Here is a 19,881-nt window from a genome sequence, read left to right as displayed (position 1 = left end):
ATCTTTTAATTGAATTTTACTACTATGAAAAAGTATCTCATAGTGGTAATTCTTGGGTTAACCTTTTGGTCTTGCCAACAGGAAAAAACGGTTGTAGTCAAAAAAGTTGTACCCGAAAGACGCCAACCCAAAGCCATAACATACCAATGGCAAAACACAAAAGATTGGTTGGCCAAAACATCGGACAGCAGTGCAATTGATATCGCTTTAGCGGTGAACCGTACCGACAAAGCTAACTTCATCAAAATGGATTCGGTGGTGATTCCAACCGATTTAACCGGTGATATTGCTTATTATCTTCCGTTTCCTTTTGAAGTAAAAGCCTTGGAAGAAGTCAACAAAATCATTTTTTTTTCTTATCCGACACAAACTTTTGCCACCTATGAAAATGGTCAATTAACCTACACCGGTCCAACCAATATGGGTCGGAAAAAAGACCAAACACCTACCGGTCTTTTCTTTACCAATTGGAAAGCCGAAGAAACCACAAGCACTTTCAACGATGAGTGGGATTTGAAATGGAATTTTAATATCGCTAACAAATTAGGCGTTGGTTGGCATCAATATGAATTGCCCGGTTATCCGGCTTCGCATTCTTGTTTGCGCCTTTTGGAAAAAGATGCACAGTATCTTTATGATTGGGCTGACCAATGGGTTTTACTAGATGATGAAACGGTTTCGGTTAAAGGTACACCGGTTGTAATTTATGGGGCTTATGATTTTGAGGCTGAAAAACCATGGTCACAATTGGTCACCAATCCCAAAGCATTAAACACCACAGAAGATGAAATCACAAAACAAGTAACGCCATTTTTAAAAAACATTTTGGTACAACAACAAAAAAGAGTTCAATACCAAGGAAAAAAATAAGTCAAAATCAAATACCACAATTGCGAGAGAAGCATTCCTAAATGGGATGCTTTTTTTGTGCTAATATTATTTTGCTTATTTTTGGGTAAACCAATACCACCTATTTTGCTCAAACTAAAACCATACAAAGAACTTATCAGTTATGCGGTTGCCATGGCTGTATTGCTCTTATTGTTGCGTTGGTTAGAATTTCGCTTTTTGGTTTTAGGACATCAATATGAAATTTACATCGGTATCATTGCGTTGCTCTTTCTGCTGTTTGGCATTTGGCTTGCCAATAAAATTACCAAACCCAAAGTAGAAACCATAGTAATCGAAAAAGAAATTCGCTTACCTATCCAAAACTTCATTCTAAACGAAACCGAATTACACCAAAGAAACATTAGCAAACGAGAACTAGAAGTATTAACGTTAATGGCCAAAGGGTTGAGCAATCAGGAAATCGCAGAACAGTTGTTTGTTTCCCTCAATACCATTAAAACACACAGCGCCAAACTCTTTGAAAAACTTGAAGTCAAGCGAAGAACACAAGCCATTGAAATAGCCAAGAAATTACAACTCTTGCCTCCTACTTTAGGATGATTTTTCAAAAATCACCCAAAAGGATGAGTGCAGAAATCGCACAAAAACTAACCTTTGCAACCTAATCAAAAACTAAAATTATGAAAAAAATTATTATTACTAACGGACTTATCGCCGGCGCTATAGTAACCGCTTTTATGGTGTATAGTACTATTGAAATGCAAAAACCCGACTTTCAACCAAGCATGGTTCTCGGTTACGCCGGAATGCTTATTGCCTATGTCTTTGTCTTTTTAGGGATTAAAAACTACCGCGACAATCATAATAATGGTGTGATTACTTTTGGACAAGGTTTTAAAATTGGAATGCTTATTTCGTTGATTGCTTCAACAATTTATGTCGGCGTTTGGTTAATCGAATACTACTGCTTCTTTCCCGATTTTATGGAGAAATTTTCTGCCATGAGCCTCAAAAATCTTAACAAAACAACCATGACAGCGGCGGAAATCAAAGCCAAAACCGATGAAATCAATATGTTTAAAGAATGGTATAAAAATCCTATTTGGGTTATCCTTCTTACTTATGCTGAAATATTAATACCAATAGGATTATTAGTTCCGGTAATTAGCGCCTTAATCTTAAAACGAAAAACGGTAGCGACTGAGACAATATAACACTCGCCTATTTTTGTTTAAAACAAAATCATCCTCAAAACTTCTTGAGGATTTTTTTATATATTTATAAAACCAAAATTCAAAACATGAATCCTGATATTCAAAACTATCATAACATTCAAGAACCCAATTACAAGGTCATTTGCGACAAACTAGCCGAGATTATCCTTAAAAATTTACCCGATGCAGAGCACAAAGTCTGGCATGCACATCCCGTTTGGTTTATAGACGGCAATCCGATTTTAGGTTATGACAAACTAAAATATGGTTTGCGCTTGATGTTTTGGAGTGGCGTAACTTTTGAAGAAACCAACTTAAAACCGGGAAGCGGAAAATTCAAAGATGCATCAATCACTTACACCTCAATTGATCAACTCAATTTTGAAGACATTGAACGTTGGCTCCAAAAAGCTAAAGACATTCAATGGGATTATAAAAATATAGTGAAACGAAAAGGTGTATTAGAACGACTGAAATAAATAAAATTATTTTTACTAATCAGAATTTGTAACCTTTAAATAATCAGGAAACAACAGTGATGTCGGAACCTGTAGTGGAAGAAAAACCAAAACATGATACCGAAGATAAAGAAAATAATCTTCAAATTCAACTAATAAAAAACGCCGGTTCTATTGAATCGGCGTTTCGTTTTTTATAAAAAGCTAAACTGCTTTTCTGTCGATTCCAAATAAGCGATTCTCGCAAATCTACCGTGATGCGTGATAGATGCCGGATGCAATTTGCCTTCGACTATGTCAAACCAATAGGGAATGCCGTTTTGCTTTTGGACTGCATCCCGACTTTCCAAATGTTGAATGGTTTCAAATCCATCTCTCGAGGTAACTGCAATGGTATAAATAAAATCGGAAGTGATTTGCGTTTGGGTAAAATATTTATAGGTACCGAAATCAACTTCACCGGCTTCACAAACAAAGCATTTCGGATTAAAAAATCGCTCTCCGGTTTGCCTGTTGTAGATTTTATAAGCCGCTTCTTTCCTACTCCATAAATTCCAAACCATCTGTTCAGAATCTTCTGAATTTAGAATAAGTTTTTGTTCATCTTCAGTAAAAAGTTTGTCTAAAAAACCCTTGCGTTGCCAATTGCTTTCCTTTTTGGCTTTCGCCAAATCTATGATGTCGTTACCAATCATTTCTCAGCCAATTTAGTTTCAATGATTTCAATTGTCGCTTTGATGCTGATCATTTTTTCCATCGCCAAATTGTCAATGTCAATCCCGAAAGCATCTTCGACATCCAAAACAATATCAACCAAATTCGCGGAATTGATTTGCAAATCGGTTATGAAATCTGTGTCTTCGGTCAGATTCTCAAACGCCTCCTGATTGTTTACAAAAGGCTTTACAATATTTTTTAATTTTTCGATGATCTCTTCTTTAGTCATAGTGGTATTTTTTAAACAGTACACAGGCGTTAACATCGCCAAAACCAAAACTCGCTTTGGCTACTATATTTAATTCTTTTTTAATCAGTTGTTGCGGAATGCGACTTTCGCTAATAATAGCCGTAATCTCGGGATGTAAATCTTCACAATTGGTATTCGAAAAAATAAAACCATGGTGCAATTGCAACACTGAAGCCACGCTTTCCACGCTACCGGAAGCCGACAAACAATGACCAACCATCGATTTTAACGAATTGATGTAGGGAAAATTATCGCCGCTTAAATTAAGTGCTTTACTCCAATTCTCGATTTCCAAACCGTCTTTAGCAGTCGCAGTTAAATGTCCGTTAATAGTATCGATTTCATTTGGTTTAATATTCGCATTTTTCAATGCTTCTGTAATACATCGCTTCACCGCTGTGGCATTGGGTGCAGTCATGGTTCCGCCACCGCGTTGTCCACCCGAATTGATATTACCACCTAGAACTTCCGCGTAAATCTTAGCGCTACGAGCTATTGCACTATCCAAATCCTCTAAAACCAAAGCACCGGCGCCACTTCCCGGAACAAAGCCTGAAGCTGAAGCTGACATTGGTCTGGAACCATTTTCGGGCGTATCATTGTGTTTAAAGGTACAAACTTTCATCGCATCAAATCCACCCCAAATATACGGTCCGGAATCGCTGGTACTTCCTGCCAAAATTCGTTTGGCTTGTCCCAACTTGATTCGTTCATACGCCATCAAAATGCTTTCCGTTCCTGTGGTACAAGCGGATGAATTGGTCGTGACTTGATTCCCTAAACCTAACTTTCCACCTAAATAAGCGCTTACGCCACTATTCATCGTTTGCGCTACGGCGGTGCTGCCTAATCTTCTGGTTTGTAACTCATCAATCTTATAAATGCTTTCGCGAAATTTATCAATTCCGGATGTTCCGGTTCCGAAAATAGTTCCGCTATCCCAATCGGGTTCGGTATTGATTTCCATAGATAAACCGGCGTCTTTCCAAGCATCAATTCCGGCAATAACGCCGTATAAAATTCCCGACGAATTGAAATTTCGGAGTTCCAACTCCGTGAAGTATTGCAAGGATAGTTCAGTTGATATCTCAGGCTTTCCGGCAATTTGACAAGAGAATTGCAAGCGTTCCAATTCGGCGTCATGCTTAATTCCCGAAATACCGTTTTGAATCGCATGCGTAAACGCAGGAAGTCCGACTCCGTTTGGAGCGACAATTCCCAGTCCGGTAATGACGACTCTTTTATTCATTTTATGCTTTAATTATGCCTGCGATGGTACCTTTGCAAACTGTCTCTCCGACTTCATTCAACATCTTTACTTGGCATTTTAATTTACCAAAACGGAAAAATATTTTCTCTGAAAACACCGTTACTTTTTCATTAGGATAAACCGGTTTTAAAAATTCTATTTCGCATGAGGTTAAAGCAATTATACCACTTTTAGTGAATTCATTATTCAGCAAAAAAATCCCCAAACAAACGACACCGATTTGCGCCATGACTTCGGTTAAAATCACGCCCGGCGTTACCGGATTATCTTTGAAATGACCTTTGTAAAAATCTAAGTTTTCGTCAAAAGTATAACTGCCTTCTACGCCATTTTCATCTATGTGAATGATTTCATCCACAAACAAAAATGGTTTAGAATACGGCAAACTCGATATGATTTCTGCTATTGTCATATTTTAAAATGCTAATAAAATGCGTTGCGCTGAAAATCCGGGACCGAAACTCAGCATTAATCCTTTTTCTCCTTTTGATGGTTTATTGTCCATAATGCGCTCTAAAACGTACAATACTGTCGCGCTCGACATGTTGCCGTACAATCGCAACACTTCTTTGGTATCATCAATATTTTTGCCTAAATCTCCGAAAAAATCTTCCACTGTTTGTACTATTTTTTTTCCACCTGGATGAAAAATTAAATGATCTATATCTTCCATCTTCAAATTGTTTTTGGCCAAAAACGGATGAATAATATCCGGAAAATGAGCCGAAATCGTTTCGGGCACTTCGATGTCTAAGACCATTTGTAAACCCATATTGGTGAGTTTGAAACCCATCATGTGAATGTTGTCGTAGAAATGATACATCGATTCATCCAGGATTTCCGGACCTTCATCTTCTTCGTGTGACGTCAATAAAACACAAGCCGCGCCGTCGCCAAAAATAGCTGCACTAACGACATTCGCCATCGAGTAATCATTTAGTTGAAATGTCGCGGTTGGACTTTCGACCGCAATTACGGCTGCTCGTTTTCCCGGATTGGCTTTGAGGAAGTTTTTGGCATAAATCATACCCGAAATTCCGGCGGCACAACCCATTTCAGTCACCGGCAAACGCACTATGTCTTGGCGGAGTTTTACTTTGTTAATCAAATAAGCATCGAGTGACGGAATCATGATACCGGTGCAACTGACGGTGATGATGTAATCTAAATCGGTTGGTTCCCAATGCGCTTTTGCTAAAGCTTTAACCAAAACCTTTTCGCCTAAATCAATCATTTCTCGAACATAAATATCATTTCTCGATTCAAAAGAAGTATTGGTAAAAACTTCAATCGGATCCATGATAGAATAGCGTTTGTCGACCATCGCGCCTTCGAATATTTTTTTGACTTTCCGAATAAAGCGTTCGTCTTGACCAAAAAGCCAAGCATCGAGATACGGCAGAATTTCTGCTGTAGTTCGGGAGAATTTTGGTAATTCTTTGGCGACTAATTTAATTTTTACACTCATATTTTTTGGATAATCCATTGGTAGCGGAACGCCCATTTCCATTGGATAGTATATTTTTTTAATTCTAATTCTTTTGAATAGTGTTCCAATTCGGCTTTTTTAAATCCGCGTAAAATGGAAACCAAACCATCTTCCCTTGACATGTCATTTAACTGAAAAACAAAGCATAAGGCTTGGAATAATCGGTAAGCAATGGCGCTTCTTTGCAAATCATTGATGACGATTCCGATGCTTGCCTTTTGATAAAATACTTGCATTAAGCTCAGGATTTCTTCGTCTTTGAAATGGTGTAAAGTCAAGGTGCACAAAACAATGTCATAGTCCAAAGCTTTGAATTCGGCCTCAAAAATATCTTGACATTGGTAACTGATGTTTTCCTGTGCTTTCGACAAGGTTTTCGCATGACTAATCGTAAACGCATTGGCATCAATTCCGATTAATTTGAAACGATAATTGTTTTGTTTTCCATAGTCGGCTAACGACCGTAGCATATCGCCATTGCCACAACCGATATCGACTATGGTTATTTCTCGGTCTTTTGGAATGCCTTTCAGCAATTGTTGAACGCCTTGTAAAGTTAGTTGATTACCTCCTAAAAGCCGATTGATTTTGGCGATTTTATCCAATGCATCGCGTAAGATTTCGCCTTCCATGGCAAAGTCGTCCATGATTTCGGGTTCGTCGGTTCGGTATTTAGTGTTAATCATCATTTAAGTTTAGACAATTATGGGTTTACCATGTGTTTTTTTGATAATCATAGGCAACAAAAAGGGCGCTATCATTACTATACGAAATACAATATCCGAAAGTTTGGGTTTCAATAATATATTAGCCAACAATCTTCCGGTTTTTAATCGGGTTTTGAAATTTTTATTCCAATGTTGGGTATAAACTTCTTCCAATGCTACTCTGCTTTTTATCTTTTCTTTTAAAAAGTCATCAATTACTTCGGCGGCAATTTTGGCACTATGAATCGCCATCGCCATACCGTTGCCACATAACGGATGGATTAATCCCGCAGTATCGCCTATCATCAAAATGTGATTTTCAACCGGAAGTTTTTGCTCAAAAGAAATCTGGCTGATGGTTAACGGTTTATCGAAAAGTAGTTTACTATTTTGAAAAATATCTTTTAAATGCAGATTTTGCTCAAGGACTTCTTTTTGGTATAAATCACTATCCTTGTGCTTTTTGAAGGTTTCATAGCTCGCCAAATAACATATATTGATTCGGTTATCTTCCACTTTAGAAACGCCGCAATAACCGCCTTTGAAATTGTGTAAATCTACAACTTTATCGGAAAACTGACCTTCGTAATGCGCTTTAACTGCCAACCAAGGTGATTTATTTTGGATAAAATTTCGGTTCAATTGGATGTCGATATTGGAACGTTTGCCAAATGCACCGAGGACAATTTGGGATTTAATAATTGTTTCTGTAGCAGTAGTGATAGTAAAAACATCATCGGCAAAATGGACATTTTCTACACTTTCTTGAATCATTACACAACCATCAGCTATTGCTTTTTGGTACAAATAATAATCTAAAGCATAGCGACTTATACCAAATCCGCCCAAAGGCAAAGTGGTATTTATCGTTTTTCCTAAAACAGTTGAGAATTGTAGTTGGTTGATGTGTGTTGGTTTCAACTCATCGATGGAAATGTTTAACCATTGCCAATAAGGCAACACTTCATTGGAGAGGTATTCGCCGCAGACTTTGTGTTTAGGATAGCTATTTTTCTCTATCAGCGTAACGGGAATATCCAGCTTTCTCAGGTGAATTGCCGCCGTTAAGCCTGCCAAACCACCGCCAATAATTACTACTTTATTCTGATTCATAACAAAGTAAATTTAGCGAAATGATTGGAAGTAATGTTATATAATTCTGTTAAAGTAATTCGCTGCAAAATTGCATAAAAAAAGCCAACTCGATTTGAATTGGCTTCTTAGCTTTATAGTTTTCCTTCTTTAATCTCTTCGACTATTTCCGGATTTAAGAGCGTTGATATATCGCCGAAATTAGAGTAATCGCCTTCTGCTATTTTTCTTAAAATGCGGCGCATGATTTTACCCGAACGCGTTTTAGGCAAGCCCGAAACGAATTGTATTTTATCCAACTTAGCAATCGGACCGATTTGATCTGAGATTAATTGGTTGATTTCTTTGGCTAAGTTTTCTTGGTTACGGCTTTCGCCTACTTCTTTCAAGATTACAAAACCATACAAGGCGTTTCCTTTGACATCATGAGGAAAACCTACAATCGCACTTTCTGCTACCGCCGGATGCTCATTGATAGCATCTTCAATCGGAGCGGTTCCCAAATTGTGCCCCGAAACAATAATCACATCATCGACTCTACCGGTAATTCGGTAATACCCAACTTCATCGCGCAAAGCGCCATCGCCGGTGAAATATTTTCCCGGAAAAGCGGTGAAATACGTTTCTTTATAACGCTGGTGATCGCCCCAAATCGTTCTTGCAATGGATGGCCATGGGAATTTGATACACAAACTTCCGGTGACTTGATTGCCTTCTATTTCGTTGCGGAGTTCATCCATCAAAACGGGTTGGATTCCCGGTAATGGTAGCGAAGCGTAAGTCGGTTTTGTTGGTGTTACAAACGGAATTGGTGAAATCATGATGCCTCCGGTTTCGGTTTGCCACCAAGTATCTACCAGCGGACATCGTTTTCCGCCTACATGGTCATTGTACCAGTGCCAAGCTTCTTCGTTAATTGGTTCGCCTACGGAACCAATTACTTTTAGGGAACTCAAAGGGTATTTTTGTACATAATCCAAACTCTCTTTGGCTAAGGCACGAATAGCTGTTGGCGCCGTGTAGAATTGGGTGATTTTGTGTTTTTCGATTACTTCCCAAAAACGACTAAAGTTCGGATAAGACGGAACACCTTCAAAAATGACGGTTGTAGCGCCGTTTAACAATGGTCCATAAAGAATATAAGAATGTCCGGTAATCCAACCTATATCGGCGGTACACCAATACACATCGTTTTCTTCGTAGTTGAAAATATTTTTAAAAGTATAGGCGGTATACACCATATAACCTGCTGTCGTATGTACCATTCCTTTAGGTTTTCCGGTGGAACCTGAAGTGTAAAGAATAAATAATGGATCTTCGGAATCCATAATTTCGGCTACGTTGTTTGGAATTGCTTCATCTAATAATGGTTGTAACCAAAGGTCGCGACCATCTTTCATCGTTACAGCAGTGTTGGTTCTTTTTACTACCAATACTTTTTCTACTGTTGGGCATTTTTCCAAGGCTTCATCTACGATTCCTTTTAAGTCGATGGATTTATTGCCACGGTAACTACCATCGGAAGTGATGACCATTTTACATTCACAGTCATTAATTCGAGCCGCAACTGCTGAAGCGGAGAATCCTGCAAAAACCACGGAATGAACCGCACCAATTCGAGCACAAGCTAAAACAGCTACGGCCAATTCAGGAATCATCGGTAAATAAATACAAACGCGATCGCCTTTTTGAACGCCTTGGTCTCGGAGTACATTGGCTAATTTGGCTACACGTGCGTACAATTCGTTGTAAGAAATATGCTGCGCTGCTTCGTCAGGATTATTGGGTTCGAAGATGATAGCGGTTTTATCACCACGGCGGGCTAAATGTCGGTCGATACAGTTTTTAGTGATGTTGACTTTGGCATCAACAAACCATTTAAACTTGGCTTGCTGAAAATCAAATTCAAAAACTTTATCCCATTTTTGGTACCAAGTAAAATTCTCATCGGCGATTCGGTCCCAAAATTTACGGGGTTCACGAATCGATTTCTTATACATTTTGAAGTAATGCTCCAAATTCAGTATTTTGTAATAACTCATTGTAAATCTTCTTTTATTTTCGTTTTGTTATGTAAATATAAATATTCTATTGGTGTAGTGTTAAATTTTCTTGCTAAATAGATATAGTTGAGAAGAAAGAAGCAAGAGACATGAAGCAAGACTTTATTCGTTTGAGGATAAAACTTCTTTTTTCTTTGCTCTTGCTTCTATTCTCTTTTATTTAAAACTTCCAATCTTGGCTAGTTCCAACACTTCTTTGATTTCGTCAATAATGGCTTCGTCATCAATGGTGGATGGAATTTGGAAGGTATCGCCATCGGCTATGCTTCGCATTAATTTGCGCAGAATTTTACCCGAACGCGTTTTGGGCAAACGGTTGACAATCACAACATCTCTAAGGGAAGCCACAGCGCCGATTTGTTCTCTGACTAATTTTACAATTTCGTGTTGCAGTTGGAAGTGTTCAATGGCTTCTCCTAATTTGGTTACGACTAAAGCCAACGGAATTTGTCCTTTCAATTCATCGTTAATCCCAATCACGGCACATTCAGCTACCGAATGATGTGAAGCTACAATTTCTTCCATTTCGGCTGTGGATAATCTATGTCCGGCAACGTTAATCACATCATCTACTCGACCGGTGATAAAAATATAATCGCTTTCATCTTTAAATCCGCCATCGCCTGAGAAATAATAACCGGGGAATTTCTGCAAATAACCCGCTTGAAAACGGTGATTGTCATTCCAAATATCAAGTAAAGTTCCAGGTGGCAAAGGCAATTTGATTACCACATAACCTTCTTCATTTGGTCCTAACTCTTGTCCGTTTTCACCTAAGATTCTAATATCATAACCCGAAACCGCTTTGCCTGAAGAACCCGGTTTGATAGGTAAATATTCTACGCCCATCATATTGGCAATCATCGGCCAACCCGATTCGGTTTGCCACCAATGGTCGATAGCCGGAATCGGAATGTGTTCGCGGTACCATTCTAAAGTCGCCACATCACAACGTTCACCGGCTAGGAATTGTGTTCGCAAACTGGATAAATCATATTGCTTGATAAACTCTCCATTTGGATCTTCTTTTTTGATGGCGCGAATGGCGGTTGGTGCCGTAAACATCACACTCACTTTATGTTCGGCAATAACTCTCCAAAACGTACTTGCATCGGGTGTTCTTATCGGTTTGCCTTCAAAAACTATCGTAGTATTTCTGTTGATTAACGGTCCGTAAACAATAAAGCTATGGCCTACAACCCAACCCACATCGGAAGCGGCCCAAAACACTTCACCCGGTTGGACGCCGTAAATCTTTTGCATGGAGAATTTAAGTGCTACCGTATAACCTCCTGTGTCTCTTACAATGCCTTTGGGTTTACCTGTAGTGCCCGAAGTGTATAAAACATATAACGGATGCGTAGTTTCTACCGGAACGCAATCGGCTTCTTCAGAGCCGTAGACTAAAGCATCATAATCGACATCGTATTTCTTAAACGGAATTCTGGCGCCGAGTTTTCGGTTGAGCACTACCACTTTTTTAGGTTTGTGTTCGGCCAATTCAATTGCTTCATCTACTAAAGGCTTGTAGGCAATTAACCTATCGATTTCAATTCCTGAAGAAGCGGTTAAAATAACTCTTGGTTTACAATCATCAATTCTGATGGCCAATTCGTGTGGCGCAAAACCACCGAAAACCACCGAATGCGTTACTCCTATTCGGGCGCAAGCCAACATGGCAAAAGTGGCTTGTGGAATCATCGGCATGTAAATGATAGCGGTGTGTCCTTTTTTTAAACCTAAAGACAATAAACCACCGGCGAGTCGTGCGACTTCTGATTTGACTTCGTTGTAAGTATATTTTTTAACCGTTTGGGTAACCGGTGAATCGTAAATGATGGCAATTTGGTCGCCGAAACCATCGTTAATGTGTTTGTCTAAGGCCAAATAACAAGCGTTCAGGCTTCCGTCTTTGTACCATAACGAATAACCGGTTTCGTCTTCGGATAAAATGTTTTGCGGTTTGGTAAACCAATCGATTTCATTGGCCTGTTCCGCCCAAAAAGCTTCGGGGTTTTGGATGCTTTGGTTGTATAGTTCTTGGTAGTTCATAGTTAAATTTTGAATGTAGTTGTTACATCCTTTTCGTTTGAAAAAGACAAAATATTGTTCAATAAATGTTACTTAAAGACTTAGTTTTCCAGCAGTTCGTTGACTTGTTCTACAACTTTTTTAATGGAAAAAGGCTTGGTTAAATAGGCATCGGCTCCGAGTGCCATTCCTTTTTCGATATCGCTTTCTTTGTTTTTGGCGGATAGAAAAATCACTTTACAGTGGTTGAGCTGTTCGTTCTTTTTAATCTGTTCCAAAGTTTCAAATCCGTCTACCAAAGGCATCATGACATCGAGGATGATAATATCGGGAAACTGTTTTTTTAAAATATCCAGAGCTTCCTGACCGTCGCGGGCAATAAACACTTCAAAGTTGTTCTTTTTGAAAGTGTATTCCAATGACATTACTATGTTGGGTTCGTCGTCTACAATTAAAATCTTTTTCATGGCTGCTGTTTTTTGGGTATTGTAAAACTCAAACACGCACCGCCGGTAGCATTATTGGTGGCCCAAATTTTACCTTTGTGGTGTTCGATAATCTGTTTGCAAATCGCTAATCCTAATCCGCTACCAATAGGTTTTTTAAAATTCTGATTGGTCGATTGGTAGAACTTGTCAAATATGGTTTCAAAATCATTGGGTGCAATACCTTTGCCGTTATCGCTTACTTCTACTTGCACAAAATCGTGTTTTTCATAAACCGCTAAGGTAATCAAACCGTTATTCTCGGGACAAAACTTAATGGCGTTCGACACCAAGTTCGTCACCACTTGCACTATTCTGTCTTCATCAAAATCGGCTTTCAGATTACCGTTGCCTTCTACATGAACGTGAATGTACTTGTTGTTAATCAACTGTTGCAAAGGTTCAATCGCATTTTCAATCGTTTCCAAAACCTTGTGTGTAGCAAAGTTAACTTTTTGTCGGCCGGTTTCAAACTTTTCTAAGTCGAGAATTTTATCAATCAAGCGGTTCAATCTATCCGATTCTGATATGATATTTTGCAGAAACTGTTTGCGCAATTCTTCCGGAATTTCGTCATCGTCGTATAAAATCTCGCTCGAAGCTCTGATGGCCGTGATTGGCGTTCGCAATTCGTGGGTAACCGTATCAAGAAATTCGTCTTTTTGCTTGTCTTTTTCCATCAAAGAAACGTTAGCATCTTGCAACTTGGCGGAGATTTCTTTGAGCTCGTTGGAGGTTTCAATCAGCTTTTTGTTGATGATGATGTTCTCTTTGGATTCTTCTAAAATCTTCAAGACTTCGGGCAAGGTTATCTTTTCTTCTTTGACTACGCTTGAGATTAAAATTTTGGCGGAAGCCGTACCGATATGTCCGGTCAACAGGTTTTCGGAGAATTTGATTAAACGCGCATCGGCTAACTCTTCATTTTTGTCAACATTGTATTTTACGTTGAAGATGTTCATGGCGCGCTTGGTTCGTTCTTCGCCTAAGAATTTAATCAGCACTTTTTCGATGTCGGTTCGATAAGCCGTTCCTTTCCACACAAATGCATTTTCGTGCATGGTGATGTATTTGTTGATGTCTAAGAACATTTCGGCATAATTGCGCTCGCGGTAATTGCCTTTGAAACTTACTGAAACCGCGATGTAAATCATGAAGTTGAACAACAAACTCCAGAACAACGCATGTGGCACCGGTTGCAAATAATCTAATCCGAAAAGTTGTAATGGTTTTAATAATTTGATGCCAAATAAACCTTCGGTAATGAAGGAAGTACCGGAGGATGTTATACCTAAGGCATAAGGCACCAACAGTGTGTACAAACAAATCAAAAAGCCTACAATCAAACCCGAAACCGCTCCGGTTCTTGAACCTCTTCTCCAAAACAAAGCGCCGAAGAACGATGGTGCCAATTGGGCAATAATTACAAAAGCGACTAATCCGATAGAGAACAAACTGTAATCTAATGCGAAATAACGGTAGAGGAAATAGGAAATGATAATTAGCGAGAAAATCCCAATTTTACGGATGTTAACAATCTTTTTGTTGATGGTACTTTGCTCGTTGTGTTTCAGTCTTCCCAACAAACCATAAGGAATAATTAAGTTGTTACTCACCATCGTAGACAATCCGATAGACGAAACGACAATCATAGAAATGGCTGCTGAAAATCCACCCAAGAAAACCATCACGGTCAAAGTCTTATTGTCAAAAAGTTGTGGAATTAATAGCGAATACGTATCCGAGTTCACGCTTTGCCCATCGAATAAAATATTGCCGCCCCAAGCAATTGGGTACACAAAAATATTGAACAGCAACAAGTACAACGGAAACAACCAAACTGCGGTGTTCACATGATTTTCTCTGGTATTTTCAATCACCGAAACCTGAAATTGTCTCGGCAACAGAAAGATAGCAAACAACGAAAGAATGCACAAGAAAAACCAGTTGATGGCTTGTGGCAATCCGCCTATGGTGTTCTTTTGTTGGAAGTGTTCTAAAAGCGACGCTTTAGCATAAATATCATCAAAACCGTCAAAGACAAAGAACGTTACATAAACGCCGATGATGATAAAGAAAACCAATTTCAATACACTTTCTAAAGCCACTGCGGTTACTATTCCTTTGCGTTTTTCAGAAGCATCAACGTAACGCGTTCCGTAAATGGAAGCAAATATCGCCAAGGCAAAAGCCACGTAAGTTGTACTGTCGTCAAAGATGTTAGAACTCGATTCAGTTTGGGTCACTACGTGAAACGTTTCGGCAATCGATTTTAATTGCAAAGCGATGTAGGGCAAAATACCAAACAAACAAACGATGGTTACGACTGCTCCTAAAAAACGGCTATTGCCATAACGAAGCGAAATAAAATCGGCGATACTAGATACTTTATTGACTCTTGAAATGCGAATGATTTTCTTTAAGATAATCATCCATGCCGGAATAATGATGATTGGCCCTAAATACACCGGAAGGTAATTCAGCCCCGAATTGGCGGCCACACCAATACTGCCGTAATACGTCCATGCCGTACAATAAACCGCTAAGGAAAGTGAATAAATATAGGGATTGTTCGTCCATTTTGAGTTTCCTTTTTTCTCTGCCCAATGGGCGATGAAGAAAAGAATCCCTAAATAAAGTGCCAATATGATTAATAATACTATACTATTCATGGTAGCGCTTTATGATGATGAAAGACAACAAAATGGAAAACAACCACACCGAAAAAATGTAAATGTAAATCACCGGAAAACCCATAACACACTCGGCACTATCAAAGAGCAGCAGTATCGGAAGATTTAATCCGATGAGCAGCACCATGGTGATGATGATTAATTTTTGTTGGTGTCTTTGTTTCATTTATTATTTGAATCTATTAAAAGCCAAAAGCCCTTAACGAATTAAGAGCTTGAGGCAACCAATAAACTTTATTGTTTAATCTTCATATTCATTCGTTATGGCATACCACCCGAAGATGGTTAATCCGGTTACAATCAAAGGTAATAATACAAAAAATATAATTATCCCGAAAACCAAATCGTCTTGTTTTCCTGAGGTTAATTTCCCTCCGAAAATACCGATGGCATAGTACGCTACAGCTATCGCTAAAGCAATCCAAACTATTCCTAAAAATTTCTTTACTGTGTTCATAGTTTCTGTTTTAGTCGTGAAGTGTATTAATTTTTCTGTCGATGTAAATCATTCCGATGACAAAACATACGGCTGCAATTCCTATTGGATACCATAATCCTTCGAGGTAAAACTCGACGTCACCGGCTTCTTTGGATTGGGACACAAAGTAGGTTGAAATGGCCGGAAGTAATCCACCAAATATACCATTTCCAACGTGATATGGCAACGACATCGACGTATATCTGATCTTCACCGGGAACATTTCTACTAAGAAAGCTGCGATTGGACCATACACCATCGTTACAAATATTACTTGAATGAAAACCATAAAGATTAAAAACCAACGATCGGAACTATTGATGGTTTTGGTAACTTTGGTTTCGATTTTGTCTTTTCCTTTATCATCTACCATTAGTTTTCCGGCTTCGAAATGAAGGGTTTTGATTTCTTCTACTTTGGTTCCGTCTGTATATTCTTTAGTCGTAGTGTAAACAGAATCCATTTTAGTAGCATCTACTTCTTTCATAGAAGGAACTACTTTAGTATTCGCAGCGATTTCCGTTTTCTGAGTCAAATCGGTGCTATTATACATGGCTCTGTATATTGGTCTGTAAAGGAAAATTGCCAATAACATTCCCGCCATCATGATTGATTTTCTGCCCCATTTGTCGCTCAACCAACCAAAGAATACGAAGAAAGGTGTCCCTAAAATTAAGGCGATACCCAATAACATATCCACTTGAGAGGAATCGATACTTTGTACGGTTTTTAAGAAGTTCATGGCATAGAATTGTCCGGTATACCAAACTACTCCTTGTCCCATTGTCGCTCCGAATAAAGCCAACAAAACAAATTTTAAGTTGTATTTGTTACCAAAACTCTCTTTTAACGGATTAGTTGATGTTTTTCCTTCTGATTTGGCTTTGGCAAAAACGGGTGATTCGTCCATGTTTTTACGGATAAGGTAAGACACATAAACCATTAGGATAGAAACCCAAAACGGTACTCTCCAACCCCATTCGTCGAAAGCTTCTTTTGACAATAAACTTTTGGTCAATAAAATAACCATTAACGAAATGAATAGACCTACGGTTGCAGTCGTTTGAATCCACGAAGTCCAATAGCCTTTTTCACCTTTTGGCGCGTGTTCTGCCACATAAGTTGCGGCGCCACCATATTCTCCACCAAGGGCCAAACCTTGAAGTAAACGAAGAATTAACACTAAAATCGGTGCGGCAAAACCAATGGTTTCATAACTCGGAATACATCCAATTACGAAGGTCGCGCCACCCATTAACATCAAAGTAACCATAAAAGTATACTTTCTTCCAATAAGGTCACCCAATCTTCCGAAGAATAATGCTCCAAACGGACGCACTACAAAACCTGCGGCAAAGGTTGCTAACGTTGACAAGAACGCTGCGGTTGGATTATCTGTAGGGAAGAATTTGGTTGATAACACAACGGCTAAACTACCGAAGATGTAAAAATCATACCATTCAATCATGGTTCCCATAGAGGAAGCGGAAATCACTTTCCAAATTCCTTTTGTTTTTTTATCGCTCATACTATTGTTGGTTTAGATTATAAATAAATTTGAAGTTGTAATAAGAATTCTCCTTTGTAGCTATCAACTTTGTCACTAGCAGTATACACCGGACGGGTTGAATATTGTGCGGTAACCTTAGCATGATGCCCATCAATAAAGAAGTTACTACCAATATCGAACTGGTTACTAGCTTTGTCTAAAGCATCAAAATTCTTGTAAGTATAGGCCGCAAATGGTTGGATGCGCACCTTAGGTTTCTCAGCCGAATTGGGTAATAAGACTCCGGCTTGTGTATACCAGATGGTTCCTGTACCAATCATTGGTTGTAAATTACCCGCACCTGCTAAAGCTCTACCTCCGGTAAAATTAGGATCGGCTACACCTTCGTTCATGATTCCTAAGTTTCTCAGGTAATTGGGACCAAAGTCATAATCGTATAAAACACTATAGGCCGTAAGTGCCATTTTACTTTCTTTCTTCCCGATGGGCATGTCGAGAAATACATCACCGGCAAAAAGATTAGCGGCATGCGTATCAACATTACCATTTACTGAAGTTTTGGTTGCACTTGGCGCTGTATAGAAACCGGCTCCTATGTTGAAAACCTTTTTGGTTCCCAAATAAGTTCCTACTTTGTATGGCAACAAATTAGATTCTTTATCGAAGAGTTGGTACTCAAAATAACCGGCTTTAGACCATCGTGCATTGTTGTTATTATCAACCGCCACTGAGGCATCGGTGGTAGTTGCATCTACCGGAGTTTGATTGGTTACAAATGGCTTGTTAATACTCAAACGGTATTCAAAACGGTTATATTTTCCTTTAGCAAAAAGTCCCATTTGACGAGCAAACTGATCGCTGTTTTCAATAGTTGGCCAGTTAAAAATAGGCGCGTCAATGGCTAAGTAATTTAAAGTTGAAGACATGGTCATACGAGACAATCCCATGTAATAATGTAAACCGGCTCCTACTGACAAGCTAAAAGGTTTTTTCTCTTGCGGAAGCACCACAGCATATTCATTCCAAGCATCGTGGAAAAATATACCCGGTTTTTTTCCGGCGCCATAACCACCGGTTCCTGAGGAACCAGAAGCACCACCGTTAATAAACGTTTGGTTGTTAATCCCGATGTGAGTTACAATCATGTAACGAGGAGAAATTTGCGCATAAGCTAATAAACGAAGCCGACGAAGACCAATGTCTTCTTGTGTGCTAACTCCCTGTTCACCTATCATAGTTCCGGGATTCATTTCTGAAGAGCGCATCCAAATTTGATTCCAGGTTATGAATCGCATGTATTTGGTTCCTTCGGGATTGAGGTTGAATTTCATTCCTCCGCCGTAGTCTGGTGACCCTTGAGAGAATGCAAAAGCTGAACAAAGCAATGCACTCAAAATAAAACTTTTTTTCATAATTTGAATTGTTGGTTTTGGTTATGTTTTGTTGGACCAAATTCTAACAATTTGTCAATGAAAAAAATTATGATATATATTAATGTAAAATACTATAGCTAATCTTTGAAACGCTCCCATTTTATGAGCATAAACTTGTCACCCAACTCGGTAATAATCATCCCGGCACCTTTGAGAACTTCTTTGTTTTTGAGGAATTCAACTAGTTCTAAGTGGTTGTATATCTTATACGTGGGGTGATAATCGGTGTGATTGGGTTTGGAAATTTTAAACTCCTTAACCCAGTTGCTCACCGTGACGTGGGAAACGCCTATAATACGCTCAATTTCGCGGTAACTTAGGCCTTCCAAATACAACTGCAGTGCTTTGGTCACATAGTAACTGTCTATCTTTTTACCCAGTTTGTTAACGGTAAAGTAGTAATTGCATTTTTTGCATAAAAACCTTTGTCTGTCTTTGATGACGCCACTTTTTACTATAGCATCGCTTTGGCATTTGGGACAAGCTAAAATCTCCATATATATAAATTTTGCATAAATATACTTATTTAGCAAATATACAAAAGTGTTTTTGATAATTTTTTTGGTTAAAAATTAGAGAGAGTGCAATTTTATTCAGGAATTGTTGTGGATAAGGCAATTTTGAGAAGGTACGAAGTACGAAGTGGGAAGTACGAAGTAAAGAGCCATTCATATTGTGGTGCATTTTTATCATTACGAAAAAGTATGCTACATTTTTGTCGCTACTGAAAAGTATGACACATTTTGTGCTACATTTTTGTCGCTACTGAAAAGTATGACACATTTTGTGGTGCATTTTTATCACAGCTGAAAAGTATGTACAATGGGTTGTGATGACTATAGGGGTTTTCTTTTTACTTATCCCTTTTCCTCTCTTTTATAAGAATTTTATGTTGATAACTTGATGTAAATTCACTTCCAATTGGAATTGCTTGATGGTAGGAAATTTTGTAAGTTTGGAATATAAGTGATGATTGGGTTTTTATATCATTCTTATTAGAACGTTAGTGGCAATGCCAAAACACCAGTAATGAAATACACGAAAAAGAAAATCATTATCTCAATTGTTTCAGTCCTATTATTAATAATGGCGATGTGTTTTATTAATTTAAGTAACTCAATTTCTGAATATTATTCAAC

General features: G+C 38.6%; 20 protein-coding genes. 4 read left to right on the top strand and 16 right to left on the bottom strand.

Features of this window, described 5'->3' with window-relative positions; genetic code table 11:
* Positions 1-24: 24 nt before the first annotated feature.
* From ACK4HO_RS04145 to ACK4HO_RS04130, 4 genes are all read left to right on the top strand, one after another.
* On the top strand, positions 25-870 hold the full coding sequence (locus tag ACK4HO_RS04145) for a L,D-transpeptidase (RefSeq protein WP_409662977.1): 846 nt from the start codon (positions 25-27) through the stop codon (positions 868-870).
* 105 nt (positions 871-975) lie between these two features.
* Positions 976-1,452, top strand: a complete 477-nt coding sequence (locus ACK4HO_RS04140) for a response regulator transcription factor (RefSeq protein WP_409662974.1) — start codon at positions 976-978, stop codon at positions 1,450-1,452.
* Positions 1,453-1,532: 80 nt separating this feature from the next.
* Positions 1,533-2,066, top strand: a complete 534-nt coding sequence (locus ACK4HO_RS04135) for a DUF4199 domain-containing protein (RefSeq protein ID WP_409662971.1) — start codon at positions 1,533-1,535, stop codon at positions 2,064-2,066.
* A gap of 86 nt (positions 2,067-2,152) precedes the next feature.
* The gene (locus tag ACK4HO_RS04130) at positions 2,153-2,545 is read left to right on the top strand and encodes a DUF1801 domain-containing protein (RefSeq protein WP_409662968.1); all 393 of its coding nucleotides are present in this window, start codon (positions 2,153-2,155) and stop codon (positions 2,543-2,545) included.
* Positions 2,546-2,718: 173 nt separating this feature from the next.
* On the opposite strand, the gene ACK4HO_RS04125 is transcribed toward ACK4HO_RS04130, so the two are convergent.
* The 16 genes from ACK4HO_RS04125 to ACK4HO_RS04050 form a co-directional block, all read right to left on the bottom strand.
* Entirely contained in the window at positions 2,719-3,219 is a 501-nt protein-coding gene (locus ACK4HO_RS04125) for a 4'-phosphopantetheinyl transferase superfamily protein (protein ID WP_409662965.1), read from the bottom strand.
* Entirely contained in the window at positions 3,216-3,470 is a 255-nt protein-coding gene (locus ACK4HO_RS04120) for an acyl carrier protein (RefSeq protein WP_409662962.1), read from the bottom strand. The genes ACK4HO_RS04125 and ACK4HO_RS04120 overlap by 4 nt, the downstream gene beginning before the upstream one ends.
* Positions 3,463-4,740 (bottom strand): beta-ketoacyl-[acyl-carrier-protein] synthase family protein, encoded by a 1,278-nt coding sequence (locus ACK4HO_RS04115; RefSeq protein ID WP_409662959.1) that lies wholly within the window; start codon positions 4,738-4,740, stop codon positions 3,463-3,465. Before ACK4HO_RS04115 ends, ACK4HO_RS04120 begins: the two co-directional genes overlap by 8 nt.
* A gap of 1 nt (position 4,741) precedes the next feature.
* The gene (locus ACK4HO_RS04110) at positions 4,742-5,173 is read right to left on the bottom strand and encodes a 3-hydroxyacyl-ACP dehydratase FabZ family protein (protein WP_409662956.1); all 432 of its coding nucleotides are present in this window, start codon (positions 5,171-5,173) and stop codon (positions 4,742-4,744) included.
* A 3-nt stretch (positions 5,174-5,176) separates the two neighbouring features.
* Positions 5,177-6,229 carry a type III polyketide synthase gene (locus tag ACK4HO_RS04105; RefSeq protein WP_409662954.1) on the bottom strand — a complete coding sequence of 351 codons (1,053 nt, stop codon included), beginning with the start codon at positions 6,227-6,229 and terminating at the stop codon, positions 5,177-5,179.
* Entirely contained in the window at positions 6,226-6,939 is a 714-nt protein-coding gene (locus tag ACK4HO_RS04100) for a methyltransferase domain-containing protein (protein ID WP_409662951.1), read from the bottom strand. The genes ACK4HO_RS04105 and ACK4HO_RS04100 overlap by 4 nt, the downstream gene beginning before the upstream one ends.
* A gap of 6 nt (positions 6,940-6,945) precedes the next feature.
* Complete coding sequence (locus ACK4HO_RS04095) at positions 6,946-8,070, bottom strand: NAD(P)/FAD-dependent oxidoreductase (protein WP_409662949.1); 1,125 nt, start codon at positions 8,068-8,070, stop codon at positions 6,946-6,948.
* Between the two features lie 113 nt (positions 8,071-8,183).
* Positions 8,184-10,091 carry an acetate--CoA ligase gene (acs, locus tag ACK4HO_RS04090; RefSeq protein ID WP_409662946.1) on the bottom strand — a complete coding sequence of 636 codons (1,908 nt, stop codon included), beginning with the start codon at positions 10,089-10,091 and terminating at the stop codon, positions 8,184-8,186.
* 177 nt (positions 10,092-10,268) lie between these two features.
* Positions 10,269-12,164 carry an acetate--CoA ligase gene (locus ACK4HO_RS04085; protein WP_409662943.1) on the bottom strand — a complete coding sequence of 632 codons (1,896 nt, stop codon included), beginning with the start codon at positions 12,162-12,164 and terminating at the stop codon, positions 10,269-10,271.
* An 80-nt stretch (positions 12,165-12,244) separates the two neighbouring features.
* A complete protein-coding gene (locus tag ACK4HO_RS04080; protein WP_409662940.1) occupies positions 12,245-12,610 on the bottom strand; it encodes a response regulator transcription factor in 366 nt (121 codons plus the stop codon).
* Complete coding sequence (locus ACK4HO_RS04075; protein WP_409662937.1) at positions 12,607-15,300, bottom strand: ATP-binding protein; 2,694 nt, start codon at positions 15,298-15,300, stop codon at positions 12,607-12,609. The genes ACK4HO_RS04080 and ACK4HO_RS04075 overlap by 4 nt, the downstream gene beginning before the upstream one ends.
* Positions 15,293-15,487, bottom strand: coding sequence for a hypothetical protein (locus ACK4HO_RS04070; protein WP_409662934.1), 195 nt, complete (start codon positions 15,485-15,487; stop codon positions 15,293-15,295). The genes ACK4HO_RS04075 and ACK4HO_RS04070 overlap by 8 nt, the downstream gene beginning before the upstream one ends.
* A 75-nt stretch (positions 15,488-15,562) precedes the next feature.
* Positions 15,563-15,778, bottom strand: a complete 216-nt coding sequence (locus ACK4HO_RS04065; protein WP_409662931.1) for a DUF6814 family protein — start codon at positions 15,776-15,778, stop codon at positions 15,563-15,565.
* Positions 15,779-15,788: 10 nt separating this feature from the next.
* On the bottom strand, positions 15,789-17,327 hold the full coding sequence (locus ACK4HO_RS04060) for an MFS transporter (RefSeq protein ID WP_409662928.1): 1,539 nt from the start codon (positions 17,325-17,327) through the stop codon (positions 15,789-15,791).
* Between the two features lie 17 nt (positions 17,328-17,344).
* Positions 17,345-18,721 (bottom strand): porin, encoded by a 1,377-nt coding sequence (locus tag ACK4HO_RS04055; protein WP_409662925.1) that lies wholly within the window; start codon positions 18,719-18,721, stop codon positions 17,345-17,347.
* 98 nt (positions 18,722-18,819) lie between these two features.
* Positions 18,820-19,239, bottom strand: a complete 420-nt coding sequence (locus tag ACK4HO_RS04050; protein WP_409662922.1) for a helix-turn-helix domain-containing protein — start codon at positions 19,237-19,239, stop codon at positions 18,820-18,822.
* Between the last annotated feature and the right edge of the window lie 642 nt (positions 19,240-19,881).

Origin of the sequence: Flavobacterium sp., from assembly GCF_046296355.1 — a bacterium.
In the GTDB taxonomy this organism is placed as follows: Bacteria; Bacteroidota; Bacteroidia; order Flavobacteriales; family Flavobacteriaceae; genus Flavobacterium.
The sequence above is the reverse complement of the archived record's forward strand: the minus strand, read 5'-3'. Positions and strand labels throughout refer to the sequence as shown.

Coding starts and splice junctions, on each gene's coding strand:
- ACK4HO_RS04085 (WP_409662943.1), bottom strand. CDS start 12,164: ATGAACTACCAAGAACTATACAACCAAAGCATCCAAAACCCCGAAGCT.
- ACK4HO_RS04120 (WP_409662962.1), bottom strand. CDS start 3,470: ATGACTAAAGAAGAGATCATCGAAAAATTAAAAAATATTGTAAAGCCT.
- acs (WP_409662946.1), bottom strand. CDS start 10,091: ATGAGTTATTACAAAATACTGAATTTGGAGCATTACTTCAAAATGTAT.
- ACK4HO_RS04070 (WP_409662934.1), bottom strand. CDS start 15,487: ATGAAACAAAGACACCAACAAAAATTAATCATCATCACCATGGTGCTG.
- ACK4HO_RS04095 (WP_409662949.1), bottom strand. CDS start 8,070: ATGAATCAGAATAAAGTAGTAATTATTGGCGGTGGTTTGGCAGGCTTA.
- ACK4HO_RS04105 (WP_409662954.1), bottom strand. CDS start 6,229: ATGAGTGTAAAAATTAAATTAGTCGCCAAAGAATTACCAAAATTCTCC.
- ACK4HO_RS04055 (WP_409662925.1), bottom strand. CDS start 18,721: ATGAAAAAAAGTTTTATTTTGAGTGCATTGCTTTGTTCAGCTTTTGCA.
- ACK4HO_RS04050 (WP_409662922.1), bottom strand. CDS start 19,239: ATGGAGATTTTAGCTTGTCCCAAATGCCAAAGCGATGCTATAGTAAAA.
- ACK4HO_RS04145 (WP_409662977.1), top strand. CDS start 25: ATGAAAAAGTATCTCATAGTGGTAATTCTTGGGTTAACCTTTTGGTCT.
- ACK4HO_RS04100 (WP_409662951.1), bottom strand. CDS start 6,939: ATGATGATTAACACTAAATACCGAACCGACGAACCCGAAATCATGGAC.
- ACK4HO_RS04125 (WP_409662965.1), bottom strand. CDS start 3,219: ATGATTGGTAACGACATCATAGATTTGGCGAAAGCCAAAAAGGAAAGC.
- ACK4HO_RS04075 (WP_409662937.1), bottom strand. CDS start 15,300: ATGAATAGTATAGTATTATTAATCATATTGGCACTTTATTTAGGGATT.
- ACK4HO_RS04115 (WP_409662959.1), bottom strand. CDS start 4,740: ATGAATAAAAGAGTCGTCATTACCGGACTGGGAATTGTCGCTCCAAAC.
- ACK4HO_RS04060 (WP_409662928.1), bottom strand. CDS start 17,327: ATGAGCGATAAAAAAACAAAAGGAATTTGGAAAGTGATTTCCGCTTCC.
- ACK4HO_RS04110 (WP_409662956.1), bottom strand. CDS start 5,173: ATGACAATAGCAGAAATCATATCGAGTTTGCCGTATTCTAAACCATTT.
- ACK4HO_RS04065 (WP_409662931.1), bottom strand. CDS start 15,778: ATGAACACAGTAAAGAAATTTTTAGGAATAGTTTGGATTGCTTTAGCG.
- ACK4HO_RS04080 (WP_409662940.1), bottom strand. CDS start 12,610: ATGAAAAAGATTTTAATTGTAGACGACGAACCCAACATAGTAATGTCA.
- ACK4HO_RS04130 (WP_409662968.1), top strand. CDS start 2,153: ATGAATCCTGATATTCAAAACTATCATAACATTCAAGAACCCAATTAC.
- ACK4HO_RS04135 (WP_409662971.1), top strand. CDS start 1,533: ATGAAAAAAATTATTATTACTAACGGACTTATCGCCGGCGCTATAGTA.